This is a genomic window from Edaphobacter sp. FHG110511_03 (assembly GCF_059115365.1).
In genome coordinates this window covers 749,815-764,061 of the sequence record NZ_JBZYWL010000002.1, presented here as the reverse complement: position 1 = coordinate 764,061, position 14,247 = coordinate 749,815, and the positions used below count along the sequence as shown (strand labels likewise).

General features: G+C 55.7%; 7 protein-coding genes. 5 read left to right on the top strand and 2 right to left on the bottom strand.

What is annotated here, in order from left to right:
• Positions 1-24 precede the first annotated feature (24 nt).
• Positions 25-2,379 carry a winged helix-turn-helix domain-containing protein gene (locus AC5S26_RS12430; RefSeq protein WP_494185207.1) on the bottom strand — a complete coding sequence of 785 codons (2,355 nt, stop codon included), beginning with the start codon at positions 2,377-2,379 and terminating at the stop codon, positions 25-27.
• Between the two features lie 357 nt (positions 2,380-2,736).
• Between AC5S26_RS12430 and AC5S26_RS12425 the strand changes: the two genes are divergently transcribed.
• Entirely contained in the window at positions 2,737-3,207 is a 471-nt protein-coding gene (locus AC5S26_RS12425) for a hypothetical protein (protein WP_494185206.1), read from the top strand.
• A 106-nt stretch (positions 3,208-3,313) separates the two neighbouring features.
• Here AC5S26_RS12425 and AC5S26_RS12420 read toward each other — a convergent pair whose 3' ends face one another.
• Positions 3,314-6,505, bottom strand: coding sequence for a carboxypeptidase-like regulatory domain-containing protein (locus AC5S26_RS12420; protein ID WP_494185205.1), 3,192 nt, complete (start codon positions 6,503-6,505; stop codon positions 3,314-3,316).
• 442 nt (positions 6,506-6,947) lie between these two features.
• Between AC5S26_RS12420 and AC5S26_RS12415 the strand changes: the two genes are divergently transcribed.
• From AC5S26_RS12415 to AC5S26_RS12400, 4 genes are all read left to right on the top strand, one after another.
• A complete protein-coding gene (locus tag AC5S26_RS12415) occupies positions 6,948-8,306 on the top strand; it encodes a hypothetical protein (RefSeq protein ID WP_494185204.1) in 1,359 nt (452 codons plus the stop codon).
• Positions 8,307-8,470: 164 nt separating this feature from the next.
• Positions 8,471-10,141, top strand: a complete 1,671-nt coding sequence (locus AC5S26_RS12410) for a CorA family divalent cation transporter (protein ID WP_494185203.1) — start codon at positions 8,471-8,473, stop codon at positions 10,139-10,141.
• An 81-nt stretch (positions 10,142-10,222) separates the two neighbouring features.
• Positions 10,223-10,621 carry a nuclear transport factor 2 family protein gene (locus tag AC5S26_RS12405; RefSeq protein WP_494185202.1) on the top strand — a complete coding sequence of 133 codons (399 nt, stop codon included), beginning with the start codon at positions 10,223-10,225 and terminating at the stop codon, positions 10,619-10,621.
• 341 nt (positions 10,622-10,962) lie between these two features.
• A complete protein-coding gene (locus AC5S26_RS12400; protein ID WP_494185201.1) occupies positions 10,963-14,217 on the top strand; it encodes a TonB-dependent receptor in 3,255 nt (1,084 codons plus the stop codon).
• Positions 14,218-14,247 lie beyond the last annotated feature (30 nt).

Sequence of the window (14,247 nt, the reverse complement as noted above, 5' to 3'; positions counted from 1 at the left end):
GCGTTTGATGCGGGATTCTCGTTGCTATGGCAACTTTGCGTACTCCGCTTTGGCCTGTCGCAGAACGGGAATATCCGGGTCGGCGTCCTTCCATAGCGTAAGAAAATCATGATAGGCCGCCTTGGCCATGGGGATATCGCCCTGCAACGCATAGGCGCGACCGAGGCCAAGATGGGCAAGCGCTCCTATGGGTTGGTTGAGAACGAGGCCGCGATGGTCGAGTATCTTCTGGAACTCGATGGCGGCCTCTCTACCCTGATGCGCAGCCAGATAGGCTTCGCCACGGACAAAGACCGGAAACATGGCGGTCCAATACAGCTCAATGGCTCTCGTTGCCCCCAACCCATACGTTGCGGCGACCCCAAGACTCTCAATGGCGCCGGAGGCGTCTCCTCTGTTCAGCGCAAGCCGTCCACGCACGCTCGGCAGATAATTGAACTGCACAATCGTGTCTTCCGGAAACTTCTTGTCCAGATCGTCGGCCAGCGCCTTCGCTCGCGCATCATCCCTGGCGTAGGCAAACGCGAGCGTCGCAAAATACTGCAGATCGCGGCCGGTCGAGAGCTTCAATGCCAAAGCGGCGCGTCGTCGTGCTTCGTCGGTGTTACCGAACCAGACTTCCCTCAATGCGGAAGTGCCAGAGTAGAGGGCGGGTGCGTCTTTCTCTCCGGCCTGTTTGGCGTTATCCATTGCGCGGCCGCTGAGCACGCGGGCGTCTTTAAGGCGCCCTGAATAGGCGGCAGTATCGCCTTCCATATTCAACATCAAATGCTCCCACTTCGGTAGAGACTCCACCTTTGCAAGGTGTTGGGTCATCGCCGCCTTGTCGTTCTGCGCGAATGCAAGGTAATACATGACGATATCGATATAGGGAGTGTGCAATTTGCGTTCAAGAGCCTGCGCGTAGGTGGCCTTCGCGTCATCGAAGCGATTAAGAGCGGTGTACGCACGAATGGCGAAGGCGTGGGCGAGGGGAAAGTCAGGACGCAAACGAACTCCCGCGATGGATTCTTCCGCGGATCTCTCATTTTGTCCGACGACCGGCAACACTGCTGCTCCCAGGTAGAGATGCGGCAGCTCTGAGCGCGGATAATCCTGGATCCAAAGCTCGCAGGCTTCTACGGCCTTAGGGATGTTGCCGGTGACTCCTTTATGGTAGGTGGCGGTAATCCAATACTTCTCAGGCTCACTGGCTCGGTCGCGCAGTTCATATGCCTTTGTGCGGTAGTCCACGGAGAGGCTAGGTTCAAGCGTAGTGCTTGCCATGACGCCGAGGTAGGCGTACGCCACCGCAAAGTTCGGGTCGAGTTCGACCGCATGTTTGAAAAACGGCGTCGCTGTGTCCGGTCCTTTTGTCCTGAGAGCTTGCATGCCAGAGCTGTAGGCTTTCAGGGCCTTGAGCGAGGGTGTCGTCGCCTGCTCCAAGGGAGTATCAAATTTCTGGATCGTGCTGAGAGACTCGCCCAGCTTATTCCGAATCTCGATGGACACTTTTCCGAGTGCATCGAGCACATGGTTCTGATCGCTCGCCTGTGCCTCCGCGCTCGCCAGTGTCTTTCCGCTCTCGCAGTCGACTGCCTTGAGCGTCAAAAGGTACTGGGCGCCAATTTTGGCAATGGAACCCTCGAGCGCCGCGGCGCTCTCCGTCCTTTGGCAGATCTCTCGTGCAATTGCCGGCATCAGTTTTGCATCGGCGGGCTGTCCCATCAGACCGAGGGTCTGCTGAATTTTCTCGTCAGGGATGATGCTGAGGAAGGGTGACTGTTCCAGTTGTACGGCGAGTCCCTGACGCAGTGTGCCATCGAAGACTGGATCGCCTGTGGTGTTGGCGAAGTCGGCGAGGACCAACACATCTTTGTCGGTGAGCAACCTTGTTCGCGTGCGATGTTGCCAGAGGAAGACGCCGCCAGCAGTAAGAAGGAGTACGGCGACAGCGAGTCCGTACCGCAACAGAGGTTTGTGACTTTGGCGGGGGGCGACCGGACTCGTGTTGGTTTGCAAATGGGCCAGATCATTCGGCTCCACAATTTCCGAAGCGGTATCCGTTTTTCGGACCTCCGGAACAAGGAAGCGATATCCACGCTTCGGAATGGTTTCGATGTACCGGGGATCTTCGGCGTTATCGTCCAACGCCTCCCTGAGTTTGCGAACCGCCACCCTTAGGCTACCGTCGAAGTCGACGAAAGTATCACCAGGCCAGAGGCGGCTGCGAAGTTCCTCGCGGCTGACAATTTCTCCGGGGTTTTCGAGGAGGACGAGGAGAAGCCGATAGGGTTGCTCCTGCAACCTTACGGGTCTCCCGTTCTTCAGAAGTTCGCCTGAGGCGACATTTACCTCAAACGGGCCGAATTGATAAACGGTTCCTGTATGAGTTTGCACACCTGGGCACCTCAAACCGTAGAGCCTCGATGAGGAGTTGAGTCTATCACCCGTTACCGCGGTTCACAGGGCATCCCTACTCGTCTGAGAGGCCTGAAGTTAGCAGTTAACAAAGACTTCACGGCGAGTTCCGTTGACCTTCATAGCCGGGTGCGTTTTGATGCCCCTGTGAACCCGGTTGATTGCCCTTGGTCAACGCTTATCTCACAGGAGGCTTGCCGGCCCGATAAAGAGCCCTCCTGTCGTCTCCCTGATCTCGGACGAGTTTTTAGCGCTCCGACAGCGCACGCAGTAAGGCGTCGACCGCTTGCGTGCTCCATGCACTTCCACCGCAGGTCGCACTATGAGGAGTTCCTTATGAATATTCCTTCTTCCTTCAAGCTTGGCGCAATCGCCTTTACAGGCGTCCTGATTCTGCTCGCCTTCTCGAATCAAAACGTTTTGCTGAGAGTGCAGGCGCATGAGAGGAGCGAAGGCTGCTCCGTAGCTACCCTAAACGGAGCTTATGGACAGGTGCTTACAGGACAGGTTCTGAATGTGGGGCCTATCGCAGCGGTCGGGGTATCGACGTTCGACGGTAAAGGTCACTTTCTTGCGGATCAGGCGGTCAATCTCAGCGGCAATTTCGTTCAAGCGCACCTGACCGGAACCTATACTGTGAATCGAGATTGCACCGGCATCGCGGACGTTGTTGGGACCGGTCCTCACTCGTTCGTCCTTATTGACGGCGGAAGGCAGATGGACCTGATGAATAACGATAATTCCCAGGTGATCACGATTCACTTCACCAAGGTAGGGGCAGGAATGAACGATCACTTTGGAGACTGAGTGGCGTGGCCATCTTTGTTGAACTGCAACAGTAGACAAAGATGGCCGCGCAATCCCTCCCTCATGGCGGCGTAAGTTTAAGGGCCTTTCATTTTCATCTATCGTCTCACCAGGAAATACGAAGAGTAGCGTCCATTTGACGATATCCATCCTGCTCAGGCTGGTTGTAGTTGTATACCGAGGTAAACGCACCGAAGTTCGCCTGAGAGATACTCGTATTGGCAGTGGCGAAGGTAGGTGTATTCGTTACGTTGGCCGCTTGCAGAGCGAACATCATCTTCAGGCGATCGGTCAGCGTCCACCGTTTGCTGACGCTCATATTCGCGTTGTGGATCGGATAGAGCTCGAGTGTATTGATCCGACAGTTGCCGTAACGTCCTGCATTGGCCGGCGGCGGAGCAAATGCATTCACATCCCACCACTTTGCATAAGTGCGCGGACCGGCAACGGCATCGCCAACACAGTCCGGAAGTTGCGTCACATTGCCTGGACTCGCGTTCGCAGGGTCAGGCCCCGTGAAAGATGGAGAGGTGTATTGGCCTGAGGCGAAGGTAACAATCGCCTGCACTGTCCAGCCCCCGATCGCAGCGTCCGTAAGCCGGTTGATCGAGCTCATATAACGCTTTCCACGACCGAAGGGAAGCTCGAGCGACACCATGTTCGAGAAGTACAACCGCCGCTCATTCCCATCGCGAGCCCATTCGTTGGTTACGTTATACGGGTCCTGGGTGTTGTAGTAGTTCTCCAGGTTATTGGCCCAGGTAAAGTTCGAATCCAGCGTGAGGATTCCTTTTCTCTTTTGCACCTCAACCTGCATCGCCTGTCTGCGCCATGATCCATCATTGCGAGACTCCGTTACCGAGTTGAACTGCGACCATGGTCTGCGCGATGTCGTAAAAGGAATGTTACTGGCGCGCGGCTTGTTGACGTTCAGGCTATAGTTCATGCCTGCCCCGTTCATGCCGATGAAGGAGGCGCGCAAGCCGAAGGTTCCCATCTGCCGCTCCACCGTGAGGTTGTACTGGCGCAGCGCCCCTTCGTTGGTGTGCTTCGGAATATAGGTCACACTCTGGCTGGGCACAACCGAGTTCGAGATGTTCGAAGGAAATGGATTGGGGAAGCTGAACAGCGGTGACCCCGATGGGTTGTTATACGACTCGTTCAATTGGAAGGGCATCGGACTGTTTACGCGGCCGCTGGATCCGTACCCCCACGTCTCCGTGAACTCGCCATAACCGCCGCGAACCACCATCTTGTCCGAGATCCTATACGCTGCAGAGATGCGGGGCCTGAAGTTCGAGAGCTTTGCCGAAGCAGTTACATCTCCCTCCATCACCGGAATTTTGGTGGCAAGGAATAGGGGACTTACCCTCGCCATCGTTCCCTGCGGAACGATGACGTTCCCACTCGCGGGATCAAAATTGTAGCTCAGGCCGTCTTCATAAGACGGAGTTCCATAGAAGTCCCAGCGGAGGCCGTAATCAAGTGTGATCCGCGACGTGACCTTGAAGGTATCGTTTACAAACAGACCGGCCATGGACTGGTGCAGGTAGCGGTTCACTACAGGATCAGTAAGCCGGGAGCTGTTGTTCGGAAGTCCCAGCAAAAAGTCAGCAAAGCCGATGCCTGTATAGGTTCCGTTGAAGCTGAAGCCTCCATAGACCGCCGTGGGAATGCTGCCTTGATGCTCTCCGTAGCGCTCGAACTCGCCGCCGAAGTTCAACACATGTCTCCCCTTCGACCACGTAACCGCATCTTTGAAGGTATTGAGGGAGTTGCTGGCGCAAAGACCCCCCAGTCCTCCGAGACAACCGCTGGTATTGCTTAGGGCGGTCACATTTCCTACACCGCCGACCGAGGTGTTCGGAAATCCGATGGAACTGAAGCCCTGCGGATTTACCCCCCGCAACCCTGTCTGGTTCACCACTTGATCTCCCAGAAGCGGCGTAGGAACACCAGGCCAGGAGTTGCCGTACTTCAGGTGCTCCGAGGTATATCCATAGGTAAAGTTGTTGACGAGGTTCTCGGAGATGACCCAGGTATCTGAGCCCACCCACTGGGCGTCAATTTTCTGCTGCGCATAATCGAATTGCGAGCTTGGACCTGCAACCAATGCGCCTGGGTTGTACTTACCCAGCCACCGCACAAAGATGCTGTTGTTCTTTGTGAGCTGATGATCCACACGGGCAAAGATGTAATCCACCTTGTATGCGGGATATGGATCGTTTCGCCCGTTGTTCTGCTGGAACAGGTTCGGTCCTCCCACGTTCGGCAACGGCCAGTATCCCAACAGCTTCTGCGAAACATCGTTGAAGCGATCCGCAGGAATCTGGTTATTCGGAAAGGGCTTACCGGTCTTCGGGTCCTTAAGCGCCGTCACCTTCCCGTTCGGCGCGGTCGCAGGATCTAGAAACTGGCTGAAGTCGCCATTCCTCATCTGCGCGGTGGGCACGCTCGCCAAATACCATGACCCCAGCGGAACTACCTGATGCCACCATCCTCCATAGAAAAAGGTGCGGTTTGAAATGATATGTCCGCCTGCTTCGGCCGCTCCCGCATGCAGGATGAACGGAGTATTCGTTGGGTCGAAGTACTTGCGCGCACCCAGGGCCGAGTTCGCCTCCTTCCACAACACGGAGCCGTGAAAGTCATTTGTTCCATGTTTGGAGGCCATATTGAATCCGACGGCCTTCGCGGCATCCGCCGCGGCGTTCACCGTCGTCGCTTCAATGGTCTCGAAGAATTCCGGGTTGTTCATCTGCGCTGTATCACTTCCGCCTCCACCTGTGCCTGTCGTTCCATCTACGCCGTCCATGGACCACGCCTGCGCGTTGCCTGAGGGAATTCCTGACATCACCATGTTCCATCCATTACCCTGCATCCCGGGTGTGGTCACCAGCATGGAGAGAGGCGTGGCCGATCGATCGACGACCGCGCTCGTCGTGTACTTCGTGGCGTCGATCTGTCGGCTGATCGTGCCGTTCTCCGTTTCGATCAACTGGGCGCCCGCCTCGACCGTCACTGTCTCAGAGATCGTTCCCATCGACAGATTCATATCCACACGCCGGACCTGCTGCGGGTCTAGCAGCACAGAACTGGCGACGAATCGCTGAAAGCCTACTTTCTCCGCCGAGACGCTGTAGGTGCTCGGCCTAAGATCGGGAATTTCGTAGTTTCCATCGCTGTCCGTCGTCACACGGCGCGCCAGGACATTCGTGCCAATCTCAACAACGCTTACCGTCGCGCCGGGAACACCGGCACCCGAGGCATCCTTAACTGAGCCTCGGAGCGTCGCCATATTGATCTGGGCAGAGGCTGATAAACAAGCGACGAGAAAGATCGTAATAACGACGTATCTTATCTTTGTAAACAGGACGTTACTCTCGTTCTTCATATCTTTAAAGTGGATGCCGTACATAAACACAACCTCGAGGAGAATCAATCGTCACAAATCGACTTGTGTCCGGCGCCAGATCAATCGGACCCCTTCAAGGGACTGCGAAGATGTCGCGTGATTCGGGGGGGCGGACATCACTGATAGTGATTTGTCTCGAAAGGCTCATCAAGGGTATAGGCGGTGAATACCCCTGAAATCTTAAAGATTTAAACCTCGCCACCACGAGGAATAAGGACTACTGGAATTATTAAAATTTGATGGCAATCAGGGGGTATACCCGCAGTGAATGCTAATGTTTCAGTACAGATAGGCCATTTAGCACGGGTGCCACGACGAAGAGACGATGATCAACATTGCTGAATCGGCTGAAACGTCTGTTGAACCGGCACAACTCGTCGATCAAGTACTGGCCAGCAAGCATTTCAGCAAGGCTCCGCTTCTTTCAGCGTTTCTCAGCTATACATCTCGGCGTGTCTTCGAGGAGGGAGCCGTCCGGATCTCCGAGCGGGATATTGGGATTGATGTCTTCCACCGCGATGCAGACTACGATCCCCGCGAGGACAACATCGTCAGAAACTATGCCCGGCAGTTGCGCAAGCGGCTTGAGGAATATTACGCAACGGAGGGCATTGAGGATAGTGTTCGGATCACCTTCCCAAAGGGCGGATACATTCCCGTCTTCACGCCCCGCGCGAGCGCGCTTGCTTGCGTCGACAAGGATCTGGATCTGGAGACCTCGGAGATTGGAGCGGAAGAGCGCGACGCCACGACTCAGATTCGGTTCGAACCGAACCGGGAGAGTACTTCCTCCAACGCGGGTTCCATCCACCATATTTTGTCGATATCGTGTCTGGTGCTCGCAGTACTCGTCACCGTTCTGCTTTTCCTCGTGCTGCATCCCTCTTGGAAAGAAAACCGCGCCGCGCCAAAGAACACGCATCCGCTCTGGAGCCGGATTTTTGAGCCGAACGTCACAACCACCTGGGTCTCGCTTGACTCCGGTCTTGTTTTGATGTCAATTGCAGTCCGAAACGATGTGTCCCTCGAAGAGTACATCAAGAGAGATTTTAGCCGACAGATAAAAGGTCTTGCACCGGAGCAAGCCAGTGAGGCTCTTACTTTGGCGTACCGGCGTTACACAGACTTTGTCGAAGTTGAGATGGTGCATCGCTTTGACACCTTGACGCCAACTAACCGAAGTAATTTTCTAGTCAAGTTCGCCAGAGATGTGCGCGTGAACGACCTCAGGCAGGGAAACGTGATCCTGCACGGTGCTCCGTTTGCGAATCCCTGGGTCGAGATGTATGAACCCGAGATGAACTTCGTCGGCAAGTTGGACTTCGAGCATCGAGGAACCGTCTCCGAAAACCGGGGATTTCACTTCGAGAACAAACACCCCGGGCCGAACGAATCATCTGTATATTCCCTACGCTGGAACGACCCCAAACGACCTCTGCTTGGCTCCGTAGCGTTTCTTCCCGGCCTTGACAGGAAAGGGGTAGTTCTTATCGTCCAGGGAAGTTCACTCGCAGCCAGCGAAGCCGTTCAGGATTATCTTCTGAACGATGATGCCTTCCTTCCTTTTCTTAAGAGGATTCGCAAGCCTGACGGAACGTTGCCATTTTTCGAAGTCGTTCTAGAGTCGCATGAAATCGATGGGACTCCCGGTTCATGCAATATCCTTACCTATCGTGTCTATTGAGATAAGCAAGCTCGGCACAACAACTGCATTGATTGCGATCGGCGACAGTCCTCCTTCGTCGGGAAGAAGCAAATGTGAGCGATCTGCTTGATTCCATGCATTCACTTCGCATTGACATGAGGGTACTGTCCCTGCCGTAGCCTTTCCGTGGAGGTTATCTTGCTTTGGAGCAGCCTGAGGTACTTCATCTCCACACGTATTTTCTATTTCCGATATCGATTGACCAGAGCGCAGTGATGGAGGAACACCCCGAAATCTGGCGGGGACGGCAGCCGTGGTTCGAAAGACTCGATCATTGGGTGACCACACATGTGGTTCCCGAATACCGCTCGGCAGCGACTTTCCTGGGCGGGTGGCACCGACACCCCGAGAACGGTCTCGATTTCAACTCTCCCACCTATCAGGAGATGATGTTTTTCCATCCTTTTATTCGTAGGGTGTTCTTTGATACCGGAGTCTTCGATCAACAAGACGAGGCGCTTGTCCATCGTTATGTCATTAATGTAGGGACAGATTCCCGGATCTTCTATGAGGCCGAGGACGGTGTGGGCGAGTCTGTCAAAATCGAGGTCACGGACTTGCGGCTGCTGATGTTTGCTAATGGAGTGGGGATTCTAACGATCGGCGTCGAAGCCCACAACATCCCGTACTCACAGGCTCTTTGGATCAACGAGATGATGCGAAAGGTTTATCCGTCCAGCGGACATCAGATCCAGACCGCGCGAATTCCAAATCGCATGGCACTCGTACAGGAGACGCTCACGGAGCGCCGGATCATAGCGGAAGAGCGTTGGGAGACTGGTCGCGGGGTCGGTTATCGTCCCCAACTATCATCGATAGTGCTAAGCCTGCTTCACTTCGCCAACTATGATCGTGAGGAGTTCGAGGTCGCTCTGGATGAGCGCATGATCGTAAACAGCTTTGTCAGCCTCGATCGGACGCGTCTCGTTCCTCGGTTTGAATTCTCTGAAGAGTATGAGGTCGCTTTTAGCCATTTGCTCTATGTCGATCGCGATAGTTCAAACTATCGCTACAACCCGCAGTTTCTTCCCGAGCAGATGAAGAAGCAGGTCTACAGGAGATGGCAGCACGAAGGAACGCTTTACGGAACGACAGCCTACTCTAATGTCACATGTACTCTCTCCACTGCAGAAGCCGTAAGCGCGGACCACGTTGTTCATAGGATGTTTAGTACCAAGTACCTTCTTCTCGCAGTCATAGCTTTGTTCTACAAGACCAGTCTCCTCGACTTCGCAAAAGAATCGGCCCTTGTCTCTCGTCAGCTGTTCCCGGTGTTTTCAGGACAGACAGTGCGCCATCGACATATTCAATTGGCGACTCGATTGATGGCTGACTTCCACTACTTCAACAACTATTGGTTTCATTTGGAACCAACGAACAAGGACGAGGAACTCGAACATTTTGCTCTGCTAAGAGACGCGTATCAACTCGCCCCTACGAAAGAAAACATCGAAAACCAGATTGATAAGCTCGCCGGCTATGTCGATAGACTCTACGCGCTCCGGAACAACGATGCGGTCAACAGACTGGCGATGATGAGCGTCATACTTGGCATCGGCGCGCTGGTTACCGGTTATTTCGGCATGAACATTCGGCATCTCTTGGGCTTTTTGGACACCAAGTTAGGTTCTGCCGGGGCTCTCTTGTTGACGACCTTGATGGCTTTCGCTTCGCTATGGTTTATCGTATACATCGTCGCCTCGAACTGGCTGGACTACCGGGCCAGCATCTTGCCCCACCGATATCGAAAGCCACTCGCACCAAAAAGTCTGCGCCGTTTGCGGCGTTACGATAACGAGGGTGGGCAAAACTGAATACGGATAGGGAGACAGGACAAATTTGGGTCTTCATCCTGCCACACACATCAAAACCTCACATAGAACAGCGGAGGAACTATGGCGGACACTCAGACGTTGATAGCAAGGGCTTATGCAGCCTTCAACAAGAGGGACATCGACGGTGTGTTTGTGTTGATGAGTGAGCATGTCAGCTGGCCTAAGGCTTCGGAAGGTGGCCAGGTGGTAGGGAAAGACGAGATCCGTGCCTACTGGACTCGCCAGTGGGACCAATTCGACCCTCATGTCGAGCCGATTGAGGTGATCGACCATGGCGAAGGCAAGACTGATGTCAGGGTTCATCAGCTCGTTAAGAGTCTTGACGGGGATGTTCTTTCAGATAGCGAGGTCTGGCACACTTACACCATTTCGAACGGTCTGATCGATCGTATGGACCTCAAGGAAAGTGATGGGAGCTCAGCGGCAGCCCCGTCCGCCGCATTCTCGAGCCACTCATGACGGTTGCTTCCGCATGGATGGATTGCTTCTATTCATGAGGTTGTTTTGAGACTGCGTGAGGAGGAGCTCAACTCCTCACATGCTCTCGGTGCTCTCCGTAATCAGTTCACAAAATGAACCTGTGACTACCGTATGGCGGTTAGTTCGGCGGAAATATCCATCTCATTGCACACAGACATGTGTGTTATTCCACGCCTGCGATTGTGAGTTCATCTCAACTCGTCCGAGCGTTGACAAGTATTTTTTTCGAGCCTAGAGTTCTAGGGCCGTCTCTACGTCAACATTCCATGCGAGGTCTGCGTTCATCTTGAGGGTAGACCTTCGCTTTGCTCTGGAGGATCATGATGCGCTTTCGTAACGCCATATTCCTTGCCCTGGTCGCCGCCCTCATCCTGATGATTGGATTGCCTTCTACGCCTGCTGATGCACAGGGAATTACCGCGACCATCGCCGGGGTTGTCTCGGACGCGACTGGCGGCGTTGCCGCTGGAGCGCAGGTTACCGCCACCCGGCTCGATACGAACGAAGATCGCATCGCTACAACTACGAATACCGGTGAGTTCATCATCCCGTTGTTGCAGCCCGGGCGATATCGCGTCACGGTGGAGATGGCCTCGTTCAAGACCTATCAACAGGAGTTGACGCTCGAGATTAACCAGAAGGTCGAGATCCACGCGACCCTCCAGGTCGGCTCGCAGAACGATAAGGTCACGGTAACCGCAGAGGCTCCGCCGATCCAGACAGAAGACTCCTCCGTCGGTTTGGTCATTGATAGCGCGACCATCGTAACCACGCCGCTCAACGGACGCCTCAATATCACTGGATTGATGGCCCTTGCACCGGGCATTCAGAATCCCGGCGCGCAGGATTCCATTCCGGTCTTCGGCATCACTCCCTCTGTCGGTGGCGCCTCCGCTTACGGCTCCTCCGGCTTCACCATCGATGGCGCCACCAACACCAGCGCGTTCCTTCAGCGCGGTTACGGCGAATATCCCCCACTCGACGGTATTCGCGAGTTCAAGACCATCACCACCGGAGCTCCCGCTGAATTCGCTCAGCCCACACAGGTCATCGTCGTCTCCCGCGGAGGCGCCAACGCCTTCCACGGGATGCTGCTTGAGTTCAATCGCAACCGCGTCACTGCCGCAAAGAACTACTTCGCTGGAGCCAGCCCGCTTCCCAAGTACAACCGCAACGAGTTCGGCGGAAACTTCTCCGGCCCCATCATCCTTCCGCACCTCTATAACGGCCGCGACCGTTCCTTCTTCTTCTTCAACTACGAGGGTTTCCGCCGCCGTCAGGCTTCTACGCTCTCCAGCCAGATGCCGACAAACCTCGAGCGCACCGGCGACTTCTCCGAGTTCAGCACGCCCATCATCGACCCACTCACTCAGACACCCTTTCTGAACAACAAAATTCCCGCCGGGCGCCTCAATGCCACAACCGTAGCGCTCCAGAACGCCCTCTATCCGCTTCCCAGTCGCCCCGGCACCGGCGTCAACCTCATCGAAAATGTCGGCCTCGCCGAAGACGTCGACCGCTATAGCTTCCGTCTCGACCATCGCCTCTCGTCCAAGGACACCCTCTTTGCCACGTACATCGCCGGCCTCTTCGGTCCCAACCCCTCCATTGGAACCACCAGCAAGTTCGGCGGCATGGCCGGCATCGGGGAACGGAACATGAACACCATCGTCGGCTGGACGCACATCTTCTCCCCCACGCTGCTCAGCCAGTTCATCGGCTCCTACAACCACGTGCCTATCTTCCGCACCCCACAGAACGTCGACACCGACTTCGCCTCCATCATCCCCGGCCTCGGCCCTCAGCCCCTCGAAGGCGCACCGCAGCTCACGATCACCAACATCACCTCCGTGGCCGAACAGGGCTCCAAAGACCTCGATCAGACCTTCCAGCTCTCCTTCATCCTCACTAAGGTGCTGCACAATCACAGCATCAAGACCGGCTTCGCCTTCCTTCGCTCCAACCACTGGAACCAGGCCGTACTTGCACCGCAGCGCGGCTCTTTCAACTTCAACGGCCAGTACTCCGGCAACGCATACGCGGACTTCCTCCTCGGCTATCCCACCCAGACCCAGAAGGCCAACCCTCCCGCTTCAACGATCCGAATTCTGCAGCCGCAGTATGCGATGTTCATCCAGGACGACTGGCGCGTAACACCAACCCTCACTCTCAACATCGGTATTCGCTACGATCTGCAATGGCAGCAGGAGAACCCCTACGGCCTGAACTCGATGTACGTCCCCTCACTCAAGCAGATCGTCGTCTTCAACAAGCAGTTCCCCGCAGCCACCCTGCCCTCTGTCGCTGCCGCCGTGCCTGTCGTGCTTGCAAACGACGTCGGCCTACCTTCGAACATCTGGAGCTACCTCGGCCAGGACACCAACAACGTCGCGCCCCGCTTCGGCTTCGCCTATCAGCCAACACCGAAGACTGTCGTACGCGGAGCCTTTGGCATCTTCTTCAATCTCTTCCCCACGCTCGACACCGCCAACCCCGTCTTCACCGGTCTGCCCTTCTACTCCGTCCAGACCTACTCGCAACCCACCGGTAAGGTGCCGTCTATCACCATGAGCAACCCTTTCCCCGGGTCCGGGACCATCGCGACTAACCCCGTCGCCAACACCGAGAAATCCCCTGTCACGCCCTACCAGGAGCAGTGGAACCTCGCCGTCGAGCGCCAGCTCCCCTTGAACTTCGGCCTCCGCATCGGCTACGTCGGCTCGCGTTCGCTCAAGCAGAACAACTACCATGGCGGCGGCAACGTTAACCCTGACCTCAACGCCGTTCCACCGGCGCCCGGCAACATCCAGCCCCGTCGTCCCAACCAGCCCTTCTCCAACATCTTCTGGTACGACGCCCCCATCTTCAGCACGAGCTCTAACGCCGCGCAGGTAGGCATTCACAAGCAGTATTCCAACGGCCTTACCTTAAACGGCGAATACCAGTACATTCGCGTGCTCGGCAACGAAAACTTCCAGGATTCGCTTCATACCAACGACTCCTACGGCAACATCGGCGTCATTCGACCTCACCAGTTCATCGTCAGCTACGCCTACGATCTCCCCTTCGGCAAGAACAAAGCCTTCTTCGGCGCCGCCACCGGATTTACCAATGCACTGATCAGTGGCTGGGCTATCTCCGGAATCACTACCTTCCAATCCGGCTCACCCTTCTCTGTCACTCAAGTCTCGAGCCTGCAGGGAGGCGTCTCCTGTGCGGGCTCAACGTGCCGCGCCAACCGCAGGCCCGGTGTCGCAATCTACCCCGGCAGCAAAACCCTCAGCCAGTGGTTTAATCCCGCCGCCTTCTTCGCCACCGACTTCCAGTACGGCAACTCCGCCTACAACATGCTCTGGGGACCGCGCTACCAAAACTGGGACACCGCCGTCGGCAAGACCACCAGGCTTCATGAAAATGTCAACCTCCAGATTCGCGTCGACGCCTTCAACGTCTTCAACCATCCCGCCTTCGCCAATCCCGCCGCAGCGATTACCAACACCAGGACCGTCGGCACCATCACCTCTACCAACGGAACCAGTCGTACACTGCAACTCGGTGGCAAACTAACCTTCTAGACAACGCATCGCGCGCATTCAGGAAGAGGA